Raw genomic sequence first — 16,702 nt, forward strand, 5'->3', positions numbered from 1 at the left:
GGAGGTGGGCACGAGCCTGTTCCAGGGTAAGGCAGCCGTGGGTCTCGAGTTCGAAGTCCGAAGACGGCTCCACGTGACCCGGCCGTCCTCAGCGCCGGATCGCGAAGACCTCCACCTCTGCGTTCATCGCCCGCAGCCGCCGGGCCGACTGAAGGAGTGAGACCTGAGCGAAGGCGAAGAGGGAGTCGACGGTGATCTCCTTCCCATCCTTGAGGAGGATGGCGAGGACCACCTTCAAGGTGCCGAAGTCGCTCAGGAGACGGTGGTCGGGAGTGCGGTCCGCAACCTGCCGGAGGAAGTCCCTGCGGATGGCTTCGTCACTGCGCAGGGTTTCGACGGCGGTCACGGCCTGAGCGAAGAGGTGGTTCAGCGGCGCGGTGCCAGCACTGCTGCTGGCCTTCTTCACACAGATCAGCTGGTTGTCTGGGCCCAGGACATCGCAGATCTCCAGCCCGCCGCCGTTGAACTTGTCGGTGACGACGTTCTTCTTGTCGAAGAGAAGGTAGCCGTCTTGATCGGCTGCTTGCTTGTTGTACCAGTCCTCGTCGTGAGAGTCCTGCCGCTTGCTGTTCGGTGAGCCCTTCGGCCACGTCGGCAGTTGGACACTCGACGGCTTGTCGAGCAGCTGCCGCAGCTCGTCCTCGAGCGTCTCAAGGAATCTGGCACCCACCTCGTACCACTTTCCATGGCCATAGAAGTACCGCGTCGTTCCGACGGGGACGTCCGCGATGAGCCACTCCTTGCCGCTGGTAGCCGCGCCGGCGGGAGTCTTCAGGTCGTCGTCGCTGAACATGACGACGCGCACCTGGCTGAGCGCCTTCATGCGATCACCTTCGGCCTTGTCCGAGACGAACTGGAGGAGGACGGGGAGGTCGAGGTCGAAGACATCGTCGCTATGGCTACCCAGGGTGATGCGGAATGCCTGTGCAGAGCCGAAGCCCTCTTGGCAGGCTTCGGGAACTCCCAACGTCAGCCGGGGGTGGCTGGCATCAGCCAACATGGCCTCCAAGGCGGCTTGGGCGTCCACCGCCTTGCGGCTTCGGTTGTCCAGGGTGTGCAGTCGGTCCACGAAGCGCAGCTCGGGCAGCGGGTCCGGTCGGGCGCACACCTCTTCAATCGCGCGCAGGTCGCTGAGAAACTCCTCCGGAGTGGTGGCCAGCGGCAGCTTGATGGTCGACTCCGAGCACTCCACCCGGACGTGCTTGGAGGTTCCGGAGGGCAGCGATGTCAGCGCAATGCCGCTGACCGTTCCGCAGATGCGGCGGACGACCGCGCCGAACCGGTCGAGCCCGAAGCCGTCGATGCGCTCGCCACGGGCGACGGAGTACTCATCAACACGCCCTCGGCCATCCATGATCTGATTGCGGACCTTGATGATGCCGTCCTCGTCCAGGCATCGGGTGGCGAACTCCAGCCCGAACTCGTCGTCCCGGTAATAGGGGTCGAGCATGTGCTGGCCGACGCCGTAGCTCAGGGCGTACAGGCCACGCTCGGTCCGCATCAGGACGAGGCCGGCGGCGGAGTGGTTTCGTTCGTTGACCTCCAGGCCGGTGATCCGTTCGACGGCCGGGCACCAGTCAGCCCGGTCCCGGGGAATCCCTCCGTTTACCAGTAGTCCGGTGACGCCCTCTCGGGAGAAGTCCCGGACCTGGTAGCCCGGACGGCTGAGATTGCGGGGGCGCACAAGGGCGCGGAGGTCTACCGGTCGCCCATCGGGAACGGTGAGCCGGTGCAGGGTGGACTTCCGAGTTCCGGTGTTCTGCTGCTTGGCATCCACGTTTTGCTCCTTGTCTCTTGCCTTCAGCGGACATGAGCTGCACTGCCTCTTGCACGCTGACCGGCCTAATGACAGCAGCAGTGCGTTGATAATGAAGGTAGCTAGAGTCTGTTGGCGCTGTCAACAGGATGTAACTTCATGGGCTGCTGGCCATGGTGTACGGTGAAGCCATGCTTGAAGACGACGTCCCTGACCCCACGGCCACCGCTGCGGAGATCGCACGGTTGGCCGGGGTGACGCGCGCCGCGGTCTCCAACTGGCGCAGGCGTCGCCCGGACTTCCCAGCGCCTGTCGGCGGCACGGCGGCCAGCCCGTTGTTCTCGCTCGTGGAGGTGCAGCGGTGGCTGGACGGACAGCGCGAAGGCCGGGAGGTCAACAGTGAGGTCCGGTTGTGGCAGGCGCTTCGCACCGCCTTCGGCGCCGAGATGGTTGGAGCGCTGGCGGCCGCTGGCGAGTATCTCCTTGGGGAGGGCACTGGGCTGAAGGACCGCTCTGCGCGCGAGGCGATGGAGGGACTGCTCGCGGAGCGGACTCCTGCAGAGGTGATGGACGGACTTGTCGCCCGGCTCTTGGATTCCACTGCCCGCGCCGCGTTGGACGGAGCTTCGACGCTGCAACTCGCCCGAGCCGTGGGGGAGCTTGCGGGTGAGAGCACCGGTGCCGTCTTCGATCCGGCCTGCGGTATCGGATCCCTCCTGGTTGCCGTGGGCGGCGACAAGGTGCGCCGCAGGCTGGGCCAGGACATGCAGGCGGACGCGGTTCGTCTGGCCCAGGTGCGAACGGACCTGTCGGTCGCATCAGGGGCGATGCCTTCTCGACTGGCGGCGGGCGACTCGCTTCGGGCAGACGCCTATCCAGACCTCCGCGCGGACCTGGTCGTGTGCGAGCCGCCAACTGCCGTGGCCGACTGGGGCCGCGAGCAGCTGCTTGTCGATCCGCGGTGGGAAGCCGGCGTGCCCTCGCGCGGTGAGAGTGAACTCGCCTGGCTCCAGCACTGCTACCACCACACAGCCCCTGGCGGGAGGGCCGTGGTCGTCTTGCCAGCGTCGGTCGCCCACCGGCGTTCCGGTCGGCGCATTCGCGCGGAACTGGTGCGTCGCGGCTGCGTCACTGCAGTGGTGGCTCTACCGCCGGGCCTCGCGGCCAGTCATGCACTCCCGCTGCACGTGTGGATGCTGAGCCGGCCTTCCACCCCTGGGAACAGCGCGACGACGGTTCGCATGGTGGACCTCAGCGCCAGCAGTCCAGACGGACCGTGGCAGCCGAAGCCGCACCAGGAGGCCGAGGTGCCGCTGATCGATCTGCTGGACGATGACGTGGATCTCACACCCGGCCGCTATGTCCGCGAGCCAGAACCCGACTACGCGGCAGAGTACGTCGCGCTACGGGGCGAACTCGACCTGCACCTGCGTAAGCTGCGGAACCTTCTACCGGATTTGGTGGCACGGGCCGACGCAAGCAACTTGGACGAGGGCGTACCAGTAGCGGTGAGCGACCTGCTGGCCGCTGGCCTGCTCACCATCGACGGTGAGGAACTCGCCTCCACCAATGACCAGTTGGACCCGGACTATGTGCGGGGCTTCGCGGCCAGTCCGGCGAACACCCGGCGCGGCACGTCGTCCTCGGGCACGTTCCGAGCGGACCTTCGCTCTGCGCGCTTGCCGCGGATGGACATTGAGGCGCAACAGCGTTACGGAAACGCCTTTCGCTTGTTGGGCATGTTCCAGCGCGAACTCGCCGAACTCGCCAAGATAGGGGACCGAGCCGCGCAGCTCGCCCGCGACGGCCTCACCAGCGGCGCGCTCGACCCAGAGCCCACGCGGGACTCTGGCGACACCAAGCAGCGGATCACGACGACCGACGGAGACGACGCAGTGCGGCGGGAAGAGGGCAGGACGCTTTGAGTAAGAACCAGGAACTGGCTGACTTCATCTGGTCGGTGGCCGACCTGCTGCGGGGAGACTACAAGCGCTCCGAGTATGGCAAGGTCATCCTGCCTCTGACCGTGCTGCGCCGACTGGACTGCGTCATGGAGCCGACCCGGCAGGCGGTATGGGATCGGGCCGCCTCGTACACCGGGGAGAACAAGGACGGACTGCTGCTGGCGGCGTCCAAGCTCAAGTTCTACAACCTGTCTGAGCAGACCTTCGACACCATCAGCAGCGACGCGGCCAACGTGGCGAAGAACCTCAAGGACTACATCCGGGGCTTCTCGGCGGAGGCCACTGAGATCATCAATCGCTATGAGTTCCACCTCCAGATCGACCGGCTGGACAACGCTGACCTGCTCTACCAGGTGGTGCGGAAGTTCGCCGGCCTGGACCTGAGCTTCGAAGCCGTAGACAACCACGACATGGGCTACGTCTTCGAGGAGCTGATCCGAAAGTTCGCCGACGCCTCCAACGAGACCGCTGGTGAGCACTTCACGCCGCGCGAGGTCATCGAGCTGATGGTTGAGTTGCTCCTTGCCCCGGACGACGACCGGCTGAACGGAGAAGGTCAGGTTGTCAAGATTCTCGACCCGGCCTGCGGTACAGGAGGCATGCTCTCGGCCGCTGAGGAACACATCCGGAAGCTGAACCCGCGCGTGCGCGTCAACCTGTTCGGCCAGGAACTCAACGCCGAGTCCTATGCGATCTGCCGATCCGACATGCTTCTCAAGGGGCACACGGCCAAGAACATCCGCTTCGGCAACTCCTTCAGCCAGGACGGCCACGAGGGCGAGACTTTCAACTACATGCTCGCCAACCCACCCTTCGGTGTGGAGTGGAAGAAGGTCGAGAAGGTCGTACGTCAGGAGCATGAGGACCGAGGGTACGACGGCCGATTCGGCGCCGGCCTGCCCCGGATCAACGATGGCTCGCTGCTGTTCCTGCAGCACATGATGAGCAAGATGCAGCCGCTGAAGAAGGATGAGGCCGGCGACGAGGTCGGCGGTACCCGGCTGGCAATTGTCTTCAATGGCTCGCCGCTCTTCACCGGCGGCGCGGGCTCCGGCGAGTCGGAGATCCGCAGGTGGATTATTGAACACGACTACCTGGAGGCGATCGTCGCCCTCCCGGACCAGCTCTTCTACAACACCGGCATCGCCACCTACTTCTGGATTGTCACGAACCGCAAGCCCGCTGACCGCAAGGGCCGCGTGATCTTGCTCGACGCCCGCGATCAGTGGACCAAGATGCGCAAAGGCCTGGGTGAAAAGCGCAAGCGGATCACCCGAGCACAGATCGGACACATCTGCGCGATCTACCGTGACGCGCTCGACATCGCTGGTCGTGAGAACCATCCGGACCACGGGCGAGTGAAGGTCTTCACCAATCGGGACTTCGGCTACCAGCGCATCACCGTGGACCGGCCGCTCAAGCTCCGATTCGAGCTCACCGAGGACAGCCTCACCCAGCTCGGAATGTCCGCCGCCGTGCACAAGGCAGTTGGCAGCGAGGCGGCAGTCGAGCTGCTGCTCGCCGCGCTCAAACCGCTGCTCGGATCGCAGTGGTCCACCAAAGCCGAGACGTGGGACGCACTGCGCACGGCGATGGTCGCTGGGGGCGTTTTGTGGCCCTCTGCCGCGCCGTTCCAGAAAGCCATGCGCGACGCACTGGGCGTGACCGACCCGGAGGGGGAGGTCCAGCTCATTAAGGGAAAACCCGAGCCTGACCCCGACCTGCGCGATAACGAGAACGTTCCGCTAGGCGAGGACATCGACGAGTACTTTGCCCGCGAGGTTCTGCCTCATGTCCCGGATGCCTGGATCGCAGAGACCCGAAATCCGAAGACGAAGGAGGTGGAGCGGTTTAAGCTCGGGTACGAAATCCCCTTCACCCGCCACTTCTATGTCTATACGCCGCCGAGGTCGCTGGCAGTGATCGACGCAGAGCTGAAATCACTGGAGTCGGAGATCCAGACGCTTTTGGGACAGGTGGCCCGGTGAACCCGATGCGCATTGACCGGTCCGTCCTCGCTTCGGTCGCCTGGCCCTCCGAGTGGCGAACGGTACCGCTATGGGCGCTGTTCGACCGGGTCAAAGACGTTGGGCACCCGCAAGAGGAGTTGCTCAGTGTGTACCGTGAGCTTGGTGTGGTGAAGCGGGCAGGCAGAGACGATAATTTCAATAAGGCGGCACCCGATCGTAATATTTACCAACTGATCGATCCGGGGTGGCTTGTGGTAAATCGCATGAAGGCGTGGCAAGGGTCGGTTGGTATTTCTCCGTACCGCGGGATCGTCTCTGGCCACTATATCTGCTTTCGCCCCCGCCATCGGGAGGAAAGTCGCTTCCTGAACTGGCTTCTCCGATCGGGCATCTATGCAACGGAATTTGCATCGCTGTCTCGGGGTGTGCGGCCGGGGCAGGTGGAAATCGACAATGACCTGCTGCGAGTGCTTCCGGTGAAGCTGCCAGCTGTGGACGAGCAGCGCCGTATCGCTGACTTTCTCGATGCGGAGACGGCACGCGTTGACCGAATCGTAGAAGCGAGAGATGCTCAGCGGTCCACTCTTCGAGAGCGCGAACTGGCGCTGATTTATGAGACCTTGTCAGGCGGGGCAAGTCCTGAGAATGGCCGCCCGACTGGAATGCCGTGGCTACCCGTGGTTCCCAAGGACTGGAAGGTGGGGCCGGTTTACGGCTACTTCACCACGGAACTCGGAAAGATGCTAAATGCGGAGCGTGCAGCGGGGGATCGTCAGCGCCCCTATCTCCGCAATGCCAATGTTCATTGGTATGGCATCGATACCTCGGACATGGCTACGATGTCGTTCGATGTCTCCGAAGTCCGCCGCTATTCTGTGGAGCCTGGTGACCTTTTGGTTTGCGAGGGAGGTGCCGGGGTTGCCGAGGCAGCGGTATGGAACGGTGAAATCTCGGAGTGCTACTATCAGAAGTCGCTTCATCGGGTCCGGCAATCTGGGTCCGTACCTGTTGAGTGGCTCATGTACTGGCTACGTCTGGCTAAGCATGTAGGCGTGTTCGCGGCCGACGGCAACATTGCGACTATCCCGCATCTTACGGGAGAGCAATTGCGCGAGTATCGGATCCCCATTCCTCCAGATGGTGATCGCCGCGTAGCCAAGCTGAACCGAGAGGTGCACGAGTTGATGTCGGCAATCAATCGGCTCGACCACGCGGAGGCTCTCCTTGCTGAGCGGCGCCAGGCACTGATCACTGCTGCCGTCACCGGCCAGCTCGACGTCACCACGGCCCGCCCCAAGCACGACCGCGACTTCTGAGGGGGATTCAGATGAACGACGCCCGCGTGTACACCGAGAAGGCCTTCGAGAACGCCGTCGAGGCAGCGCTGTTGCGCGGCGGTTGGCAGCGCGGGCTCGCTAATACATACGACCACGCGCTCGGTATCGACACCTCCGAGCTTGCCGTGTTCCTTGGGGCGTCACAGAACGACGCGTGGCTGGCGCTCCAGGCCGCCTACGGCGAGGAGGAGGAGCAGGCCATCGGTAGGTTCGCGAAGCGGGTGGCGCGGGAGATTGATTCGCGCGGGCTGCTGGACGTGCTGCGGCGGGGGGTGAACGACCGGAACGTGAAGATCCAGCTCGCGTACTTCCGTCCCGCGCATACTCTGGCTGCTGATGCCTTGGACGAGTACAACGCCAACCGGCTCACCTTTGTGCGCCAGTTCCACTACTCGGCCGCGCGCCCGTCCGACAGCCTCGACATGGCGTTCTTCCTTAACGGACTGCCGGTTGCCTCAGTGGAGTTGAAGAACGGGCTGACCGGCCAGACGGTCGAGGAGGCCAAGCGGCAGTACCGGCGGGACCGAGACCCGAAGGAGTTGTTCTTCGCGAAGCGGAGCCTGGTCCACTTCGCGGTAGATCCGACGCTGGCGTTTCTGACGACCCGGCTGGCCGGAGACGCGACCCGCTTCCTCCCCTTCAACACTGGCTCCGGTGGCCCCGGTCAGATCGGCGGCGCGGGCAACGTCCCGGCGGCTACCGATGGGTCGTACCCCACCTCCTACCTCTTCGACGCGGTGTGGGCGCGGGACAATTGGCTGGAACTGCTGCAGCGGTTCCTGCACGTGGAGGACGCCGCAGCGAAGGCTGGCCGGGCACCTTCGCACAAGCCGGGCAGCGCGCATACGCAGCCGTTGGTCTTCCCGAGATTCCACCAGTGGGACGCGGTGCGCAAGCTCATCGCGCACGCGGCCCGCCACGGCGCGGGGGAGAACTACCTGATCCAGCACTCCGCCGGTTCGGGGAAGTCCAACACCATTGCCTGGCTGGCGCACCACCTGTCCAGCCTGCACACCTCTCACGATGCCAGCCTGCTCACACCCGCGGCACTCGCCTCGGGCCTGGGGGCGAACAAGCTGGTCTTCGACAAGGTCATCGTCATCACTGACCGCCGCGTCCTGGACAAGCAGCTTCAGGACACCATCTACCAGTTCGACCACAAGGCCGGCGTGGTCGTACGGATCGACGAGAACTCCCAGCAGCTCGCGGACGCGCTGACCGGGCCGACAGCCCGGATCGTGATCACCACGGTGCAGAAGTTCCCCTTCGTCCTGGATAAGGTCGCGGGGCTGGGTGGACAGCGCTATGCGGTGATCATCGACGAGGCGCACTCCTCGCAGGGCGGGGAGAGCGCAGCGGCACTAAAGAAGGCGCTGGGTCGTCTTGGCTCGGACGCGGTTGACGAAGACGGCGACCCGTTGACGGCTGCGGCCCTGGCCCGTGGGAAGCAGCCGAACCTGTCCTTCTTCGCGTTCACCGCCACTCCCAAGGCGAAGACGATCGACCTGTTCGGCACCCCTTACCCCAACGCCGGCTCGGGGGAGCAGGAGAAGGGACCGTTCCACGTCTACTCGATGCGGCAGGCCATCGAAGAGGGCTTCATCCTCGACGTGCTCGGCAACTACATCACCTATGCCACCTACTTCAAGCTCCAGGAGGCCGCCGCCGACGAGGCCGAGCAGCAGGTGGATCCGCGAAAGGCCCGTTCCAAGCTGGTGCGGGCCGCGCTGATGTCGGAAGCGTCGATGGCTTCCCGCGCGAAGATCATCGTTGACCACTTCCGCTCACACTCCAGCCCGCGCCTCGGTGGCCGGGCCAAAGCGATGGTGGTCACCTCCAGCCGTGAGCACGCCGTGCGGCTCTACCAGGCCATGCGTACCTACATCGACCAGCGCGGCTTCACCGACTGCGGCACCCTCGTAGCGTTCTCCGGGGCACTCACCCTCGACGGGATCGAGTACACCGAACCCAAGCTCAACGGCTTCCCCGAACGTGAACTGCCCACCCGCTTCGGCTACACCCGCGCTGACGACCCGAACCCGCCCTCCGTCCCCAAGCCCGAACACCGGATCCTCGTCGTCGCCGAGAAGTACCAGACCGGCTTCGACCAGCCGCTGCTGACCACCATGTACGTGGACAAGATCCTGGTGAAGCTGGCCGCAGTACAGACGCTGTCCCGACTCAACCGCACCCACCCCCTCAAGACCACCGAGGACCTGTTCATCCTCGACTTCGCCAACCGCCCCGAGGACATCAAACAGGCGTTCCAGCAGTACTACGAGGCCTCGATCAGCGAGCCCACCGACCCCAACCTGCTGTTCGACCGCGAACGCGAGGTCATGGCCTACCAGCTCCTGGTGCAAGCCGAGATGGACGCGTTCGTCACGGCGTACTTCGCCGCCTTCCAAGGCGGAACGGCGACCGACACGGCCATCATGAAGGCCCACGCCCGGCTCTACGGCTACCTCCAGCCGGCCCTGGACCGCTTCAACGCCCTCAACGCCACCGAACCCGACACCGCGGCCGAATTCCGCCGCGCACTGGAGTCCTACACCAAGGCGTACGGCTGGCTCTCCCACGTCATCGGCTTCGAGAACCTGGAGCTGGAAAGGCTCTACCAGTACGGACGCTTCCTGCTGCGCCGCCTGCCCGCACCCGTGCGCAGCGCCGGCGCGGACATCGGCGCCGCAGTCCCGAGCCACATGCGCATCACGCAGACCGGAACCCCCGAACTGCGCCTGGAGGCAGCCGGCGCACAGCTCCTGCCGGGCTTGGTGCCCGAAGCCGGCGGAGCAGTGGCCGCGGCGGAGGAGATGTCGCTGGCCGAGGTAATCCAGTCCGTCAACGAGGAATACGGAACCGGGCTGTCCACCACCGACCAGATCCTTCTCGGCCAGCTGGTGGTCGCCGTCAGCGAAGACCCCGAACTGCGGGCCATCGCGCTGCACCAGGACCAAGACGTCTTCGGCGGGGAACTCGAGAAGGACCTCGACCGGATCGTCATCGACCAAGCGGCCTCCAACGACGCGCTCATGGTCCGCTACTTCGACGACGCCAACGTCAACCGCCTGTTCAAGCAGGTCGCGACCCAGCAGGCTTACCAGCTCATCCGTCGCCCGGTCCGGCGCGAAGCCGAGCGCCGGGCCACCGAACAGCGGGCCGCCGAACTGAAGTCCACGGGAAGCCGTCGCGCGGAGCCACCGACCGCATAACCTTTGCCCGACAGTACGTCACGTAACAGGCCCGGCGGGGTGGTTACGCTCCGCCCATGCAGAGAGGCACCGCGCATGGTGCACGGCACGCTGCCCTCCGAGCCCGGAGAACCGGCCCGCGTCATCGCGGGCCGGTACCGGCTGCATACTCCCATCGGTGCGGGCGGCATGGGCGAGGTCTGGCAGGCATACGACGAACGCCTGGACCGCCGGGTAGCCGTGAAGATGATGCTGGCCGAAAGCCCGGTTCCGCCCGGATTTCAGGGCGCGGCCTTCGAGGAAACCCTGCAGACCCGCCGAGCCCGCTTCCTGCGTGAGGTCCAGATCACCGCCGGCATCGAACACCTCGGTGTTCCCGCTGTCTACGACACAGGCACTGATGAGGCTAGCGGACGCCTGTTCGTGGTCATGCAGCTTCTGCAGGGGCGAGAGCTGCAGACCTTCATCGACGAAACCGACTACGAATGCGAGACGGTCCCCGTCTCCTGGGCTGCGGCCGTCGGTGCCCAGATCGCCTCCGTCCTCGACACCGTGCACCACCACGACGTCGTCCACCGCGACATTAAGCCCTCCAACCTGATGATCACTCCTGGAGGGGTGGTCAAGGTCCTCGACTTCGGCGTCGCGGCCCTGCGGGGAGTCGGCACCCTGCCCCGGCTCACCCAGGTCGGCATGACCGTGGGAACCCCGCCCTACATGTCACCTGAGCAGAGCCTGGCCAACGCCGTAGGCCCAGCCGCCGATGTCTACGCGCTCGCCTGCGTACTCCACGAACTCCTCACCGGGAAGCCGCCCTTCACCCCCGACGACAGCCGCTCCCACATGTGGCACCACGTCCACACCCCGCCACCTCCCATCCGATCCCTGCGTCCGGATGTACCGGCCGACATCGAGAAGCTGCTCTTGGCGATGCTCACCAAGGAATCCGAGCAGCGCATGGGCGCGATGGAGGTTTATGACGCTCTCCTGCCTCTCGTTCATGTCAACGCCGAAACCCTCGCTGCGACGGGCGACGGTGTCCTCGACCCCCGACTGCCGTTCCTGCGCCCCTTCGGTGGTCGGGCGCGCAGTGTCGGCGTCGCCGCCTCCTACACGCCCACCGTGGTGGTTCCCTCGCCACTCGTAGTCCCTGCCGGAGCGGCGCAGGCAGGTACCGCAGCCTTGACCGAGAAGGAGGCGGACGCGATCTCGGACCGTGCAGCTCGGCTAGCTCAGGAGGGCCAGTTCACCCAGGCTGGCGACGCTCTGGATGAGGCCATCGCGAGGGCCACGGATCCAGAACTCAGGGAAGGCATGCAGTTCAGCCTCGCCCAAGTGAAGTTCCTGGCCGGAAGTCACCGCGAGGCCCTCGCCCTGTTCGAGCCCCTCGCCCACGAATACACCAACCGCTATGGCAGCGACGACGAGCAAGCACAGCTGTGCTGGTACTACGCGGCCCAGTGCCGGATGGAACTTGGTGAAGCGAGCGCCGCCATCCGGGCCTTCGAATACGTCGCGGAGACCACGCCCGCTTCCGACGACGAGGACGCCGTCAACCGCCACCTGGATACCCTTGCCCGGCTGATGAGCCTGTACGCCGCGACGGAGCGGCTCCCTAGGGCGCTAGCCATCGGCGAGCAGCTCCGGTCGGAGACCTCCAGTCTCCGGGGAGAGGACTGGCCCGGACTCGCACAGATCGACGCATATATCCGTCGCCTGCATCAAGACCTAGGCTGACCGCCTGGAAGGCGGACCTTGAGCCATGTCGCGGCATAGTCGGCAGGTCGGTGCTGAAGCTCGCGGCCCGGCCCTCGACCTTCTGGCGCAGTCATGCTCGGGTGGCTTCGGCGGCGAGGTAGCTGCCGCAGCCGAGGACTGCAGGAACCCGTGCTCTACAAAGCGTGCCGGACACCGCACCGTTAATCGAGCGCACCCCCGCTCAAGGACCACGGCGGCATGAGGATCACGGTTTTGACCGTACCGTAGTAGTCCCAATTCGCTCTGTGAGGAGACTTCGTGGGCTCGATGACGGACCTTCGGCAGCACCCGCATGACGACGTACTCGATCTGGTGGAGCGGACCCTCGAGCTCAGTCTGGAACGGTCGTCGGGTGTCTATGGCAACCATGGCGGGACAGCCGGCTTTCGTACCGATCAGGGCACGTGGCTTCGGCTGCAGTGGCGGTCGGCGGACGAGATTCATGGGCAGTCCTGGACAGGTACCGAATGCGCGTCGGTGCTGACGAGTGTGGCCAAGCCGGAGTTGATGCGGGCGTTTCGCTGGCAGGACCGCGAGCGCGGCGTGGTCTGGCGGGCGGAGGAGATGACACTCATCACTGCCCCGATCATCAGCGCCTCCGGCAGCATCACCGACGACCCAGGGCTCGCGGACGCCTGGTGGAAGGACTTGGCTAGCTCGCTTGGCGCGCTCGCCGGACACCGCACGGAGCGCGTCTGCATGTCGCAGGACCACCTAAGCCGGCGTATCGCTGAGGTGTTCGGGGAGACGGTGAACACCGCTATCGGTGAGTGGACCACCGCCCATGGGGATCTTCATTGGGGCAACGTCACCGCCCCGGAGCTGTGCCTGTTGGACTGGGAGGACTGGGGTCGGGGGCCGCGCGGGTTGGACGCGGCGACGCTCTGGGGATTCTCTCTGGGAGTGCCCGAGGTTGCCGGCCGCGTCCAACGGGAGTTCGCGGAGGACCTTCAGTCCCGTTCTGGGAAAGTGGCGCAGCTTCTGTTCTGCGCGAACGTCCTCCGGGCACACGCGCGGAGCGGCAAGACGATGCCGTTCACGGAGCCCGCTCAGGAGGCGTCGGGCCGATTGGTCGCTGAGCTGTCCTCATGAACGTGCTGCAGCCTGTTCGTTCAACAGCGCCCGGTACCGGCTGACCACTGCGAGGTCGACGCCCAGTGTTGTGGCCTCGACGAGGGCTCGCAGGTGGGAAGGAGAGCTGGTGCCCACGGCGATCCTGGCTACCTTGGGGATCTCGTAGGACACGCGGAAAGCCGCCTGCACGGTGGTGCACTCGTCGCCTTCGCTGAGGAACGTCCGGGTGTCGAAGGCCCTCCAGACCTCCAAGGTGGTGTCGCCGCCGAACGGTGCCATGCCCCAGCGGTCGCTGGGGGCGATGGCCAGAACGGCCGACAGTGTTTCGACGGCCGCGAGGGTGTCGGCATCTACCAGCAGGCCGGCACGAGTCATCAGGACTTTGGGGGTCGGCGCGGTGGGGTTGATGAGCGGCAGGAGTGGGTGGGGGTTCCAGATGGAGAACCCCCACTGCTTGCAGAGGCCCGCTTTCGTGGCGTCCTCCAGAGCTTCGCACGCTGCGGCCAGGAGCTCCCGACCTTCGTCGTGGGAGAGGCGGGCGAGGGTGTGTTCCGGGTTGTGGAGGAGTACGACGTCTGGGGCCCGCCCGAGGTCGGTGACAGAGCGCTCCACCGACTCGTGCAGCGCGGCCGGGTTCAGCGAGTGGCCGGAACGGTGGAACCCGACCTTGGTCGAGATCGTGAACTCCGGTAGCAGGTCGGCGGCCAGGCGCGCGAGAGTACGGTGCGAGGTGAAGTCGCGGTAATTGGCTGCGGTGTCGATAGCTCGGACACCGAGGCTCAGCGCCTCTTCGAGGAGCTGTCGGTCGTGACCAGACCGGTAAAGGCCGAGGACAACTCCGGGGTCAGCTCGGTGCACAGTTCCTCCTCGACGAGAATTTCGGCCAGGCGTTCGGTGTCGACACCGGTGTTGGCGGCGGCCTGCGCGAGGTTCACCGGGCGACCGCTCAACATGAGGTGCAGCGCGGGCAGCGCCTTTGCGGCAAGCGTGATTTTCTTGCCGGCGGCGACGACTTCCACGGTGTCGCCGGTCGGCTTGACGATCGGCGGGAAGTCGGTGATGCACACGATCGCTTCGGGCTTGCCGAAGACGCCGACGGCGGGGACGTGGCGGGCGCTGGGGCGCTCGCGCTCGCGGAATGCCAGGAAGTCCTCGGGGGTCAGCGTGGCAGCCTTCTCGGCCACGACCTGCGCGAGGCGGCTCTGCTGCGCCGTCCACTGCTCGGGGCTGGACCACCGGTCGAGGTCAAAGCGGAACTCTTCGAGGGTGCGGGACTGGTCGGCCAGCCACGTCAGCCAGTTGACGCCGGTGCGCTTCACGATGCCGAACGTCACATGGAGGCTGTAGCCCTCGCCGTAGTCGTTCCGAGTGGCCTGGTGCCAGTATCCGCGGGGGATGTGCATGACGTCGCCGGGCATCATTGTGCCCGCCCACACGCTCTGCTCGCTGGGCTCGGAGTTCGGGGCCGCGTCCCGATACATAGGTGCTGTCCTGGAAGCCCCGCGAACCTCCCAGGACTTCTCACCTGCGAGCTGGACGATGATCACGTCATGGTCGTCCCAATGCAGGTTGAATCCGGACGCATCCTGCGTCGTCAGGTAAGCGTTGACCTGGACGAGTTCGTGGCACCACCACTGAAGGGCGCGGCAGGTCGCTTCCATCGCCGGGTCGAAGAAGTCCACTTCGTCCAGGACGAGGGTCGCACCGGAGCGGAGGAGCTCACCCACGCGCCGCATGTCGGCGATCGGGATAGCCTGCCCGCGCCGGGTCACCGAGGGCTGGATGTATCGGCTGGGGTGGAGCTCTGAACCGCCCTGGAACATGCGGAACTGTGGGGCGCTGAGGCTGCGGCGCATTACCAGGTCGAGCAGCTTCTTCGGATTCAGAAGCTGGTCCAGCATGTCCAGGTCGGCGATGTTCCCCCTGGCGAACCGGCTTCCGAGGACGGCGGGGCCGTCCCAGCCGAGGGCCTTCTCTATCGCGTTCACGAACCGGTGATCCATGCGTACCTTCCGTTGACTGAATTGAGGGCTGAGGAGTGGGGCCCCGCAACGGCGCGCGGGGCCCCGTGGTGCACGTGCCGGCTACTCCTGCGGCAGGTTCAGCCCGTCGCGGTTGTCGCCGTCGTCGCCCGCCGACGTGCCGGTGGGGTCGGACTCGGCGGCCTCGGCCGAGAACCGGTCCTGCACGGTGATGAGGCTCTCGACGCCGATCAGCAGGTCGTCGTTGGTGCTCACGTGGATCACTCCTTGTCGTGGAACGGCACCGGGCGGCTGTTGCCGGCCGGGTGGTTCGAAGAAGCGCTTCTCCCGCGCGCTCTGGTCCGTGAACTCGTCCGCTGGGGAGGTCGTTCAGGTCCGGAGAGCGCAGGCGCATCAGCTTGCAGCCGCAGGGCCGATCCGAATAGAGGGCCTTTCCGGCTTCGAACTTCCTCCTTCCGCTTGGCTGCGTGGAACCCTCCAGGGTCCGACCCGTCGGTGAGACGGACCCGGGAGGAAGACTCTGAGGCGGTCCAGGCGTGGTCTCCACCGTGATGGTGGGGCCGAGGAGGCTGGAGGCCCTGCGGAAGGAGACGTCTCGCCAGCGTGCCTGCGGTCTGCTCCTGGCGGCTCACGGCGCCCGTCGGGGTGGTGTGACGTCCTACGTGGCCGGGCGGGTCGGACGTTGCTCGTCCACGCGGGCCGAACTAGTCGTCCCTGCGGTCGTTGGCTGGGCTCATCCGGAGGTGACGGATGGCTGGGTCACTTCGAAGGGCCGTCGAATGGTTCGCTCAAGGGGGTCGGGTCCAGGCGCGCTCCGGTCGACCGGGGCCTCTTCGAGCACCCTGGCAGCCTCTGCGAGGGCTTCCTCCAACTGGGCCCGGCCGACGGCTGAGAGATGGCCGGCGCCCAGTGCGCATGCCCTAACCACCGCGCGGAGGGAGCTGGCCTCGGCCCGGGTCAGCAGGTCGTTGTAGGCGGAGTGGGCGAGGAGGTCGCGGGCCGCGTATCCGTCGTCCGATTCGCTCGAATGGATGATCAGGGACTGTGCGAGGCTCCGGGCGGCCTCGCTGGTGGTCCCGCCCGCCGCGTCGATGGCGGTCAGTATCAGCCGGGTGGTGAACACCGCGAGGCCGGGGCCGGTCTCCAGACCTTGGCAGTGGTCGAGTGCGGCGGCGGCTTCCTGTCGGCCGCCGGGTGTGCACAGGGCGGTGAGGACGGAGGTGACCGCGTTCTCCCAGGGGTCGCCCGGCTCGGTGTCCGCGAGGAGGGCGAGAGCGCCGTCAAGGTCGCCGGTGGTGGCGCGGGCGAGAACGGCGACCTGGCGGCCGTCGAGGATCCGGTTGCCCACACCGCGGTAGTTGTTGAGGTGTCGGAGGGCTTCCTCCCAGCGGCCGGAGCAGGTGAGGGCCCGGGTGCCGTCGGCGAGCATGACCCGCCACAGCCATGCGCGCACCTCGGCACGTTGGGCGTCGGTCTCGGTGAGGCGGGCAGGCACGGTGACGCCGTCGAGGACAGTGCTGGTGCCGGTGGCGATGGCGTCATACAGGGAGAGGAGCAGCTGGTGACCCTCGCTTCCGCGTCCGGCCCTGATGTGCAGGCGGGCGAGGTTGACGATCGGTTCCAGGCCGCGGATCGCGCTCATCGCTGGCAGTGGGCCGAGCCGCAGGTAC

The 16,702-nt window shown here is 66.0% G+C and carries 11 protein-coding genes; 6 read left to right on the forward strand and 5 right to left on the reverse strand.

Annotation, left to right across the window (positions count from 1 at the left end; genetic code table 11):
* Window positions 1-88: 88 nt before the first annotated feature.
* Window positions 89-1,777: a DUF6119 family protein gene (locus ACFU74_RS02295; protein WP_380750416.1), complete on the reverse strand. Its 1,689-nt coding sequence runs from the start codon at window positions 1,775-1,777 to the stop codon at window positions 89-91.
* Window positions 1,778-1,947: 170 nt separating this feature from the next.
* On the opposite strand from ACFU74_RS02295, the gene ACFU74_RS02300 reads away from it, so the two are divergent.
* The 6 genes from ACFU74_RS02300 to ACFU74_RS02325 all read left to right on the forward strand — a co-directional run bounded on the left by ACFU74_RS02300 (window position 1,948) and on the right by ACFU74_RS02325 (window position 13,068).
* Entirely contained in the window at window positions 1,948-3,681 is a 1,734-nt protein-coding gene (locus tag ACFU74_RS02300) for an N-6 DNA methylase (protein WP_380750418.1), read from the forward strand.
* Complete coding sequence (locus tag ACFU74_RS02305; protein ID WP_380750420.1) at window positions 3,678-5,708, forward strand: N-6 DNA methylase; 2,031 nt, start codon at window positions 3,678-3,680, stop codon at window positions 5,706-5,708. The genes ACFU74_RS02300 and ACFU74_RS02305 overlap by 4 nt, the downstream gene beginning before the upstream one ends.
* Before the next feature lie 5 nt (window positions 5,709-5,713).
* Window positions 5,714-7,006, forward strand: a complete 1,293-nt coding sequence (locus ACFU74_RS02310; RefSeq protein WP_380750497.1) for a restriction endonuclease subunit S — start codon at window positions 5,714-5,716, stop codon at window positions 7,004-7,006.
* Window positions 7,007-7,017: 11 nt separating this feature from the next.
* Entirely contained in the window at window positions 7,018-10,239 is a 3,222-nt protein-coding gene (locus ACFU74_RS02315; RefSeq protein WP_380750423.1) for a type I restriction endonuclease subunit R, read from the forward strand.
* 75 nt (window positions 10,240-10,314) lie between these two features.
* Window positions 10,315-11,955 carry a protein kinase gene (locus tag ACFU74_RS02320; RefSeq protein ID WP_380750426.1) on the forward strand — a complete coding sequence of 547 codons (1,641 nt, stop codon included), beginning with the start codon at window positions 10,315-10,317 and terminating at the stop codon, window positions 11,953-11,955.
* A gap of 279 nt (window positions 11,956-12,234) precedes the next feature.
* Window positions 12,235-13,068: an aminoglycoside phosphotransferase gene (locus ACFU74_RS02325; RefSeq protein ID WP_380750429.1), complete on the forward strand. Its 834-nt coding sequence runs from the start codon at window positions 12,235-12,237 to the stop codon at window positions 13,066-13,068.
* On the opposite strand, the gene ACFU74_RS02330 is transcribed toward ACFU74_RS02325, so the two are convergent.
* From ACFU74_RS02330 to ACFU74_RS02345, 4 genes are all read right to left on the reverse strand, one after another.
* Window positions 13,063-13,908, reverse strand: coding sequence for an aldo/keto reductase (locus tag ACFU74_RS02330; RefSeq protein WP_380750432.1), 846 nt, complete (start codon window positions 13,906-13,908; stop codon window positions 13,063-13,065). The two genes, ACFU74_RS02325 and ACFU74_RS02330, sit on opposite strands and share 6 nt — an antisense overlap.
* Window positions 13,830-15,053 carry a JmjC domain-containing protein gene (locus ACFU74_RS02335; RefSeq protein WP_380750435.1) on the reverse strand — a complete coding sequence of 408 codons (1,224 nt, stop codon included), beginning with the start codon at window positions 15,051-15,053 and terminating at the stop codon, window positions 13,830-13,832. The genes ACFU74_RS02330 and ACFU74_RS02335 overlap by 79 nt, the downstream gene beginning before the upstream one ends.
* Before the next feature lie 81 nt (window positions 15,054-15,134).
* Window positions 15,135-15,287 (reverse strand): hypothetical protein, encoded by a 153-nt coding sequence (locus ACFU74_RS02340; RefSeq protein ID WP_380750438.1) that lies wholly within the window; start codon window positions 15,285-15,287, stop codon window positions 15,135-15,137.
* Between the two features lie 478 nt (window positions 15,288-15,765).
* Complete coding sequence (locus tag ACFU74_RS02345; protein ID WP_380750441.1) at window positions 15,766-16,674, reverse strand: hypothetical protein; 909 nt, start codon at window positions 16,672-16,674, stop codon at window positions 15,766-15,768.
* Window positions 16,675-16,702: the final 28 nt, after the last annotated feature.

The organism is Kitasatospora sp. NPDC057500 (genome assembly GCF_042802195.1).
Classification (GTDB): Bacteria; Actinomycetota; Actinomycetes; order Streptomycetales; family Streptomycetaceae; genus Kitasatospora.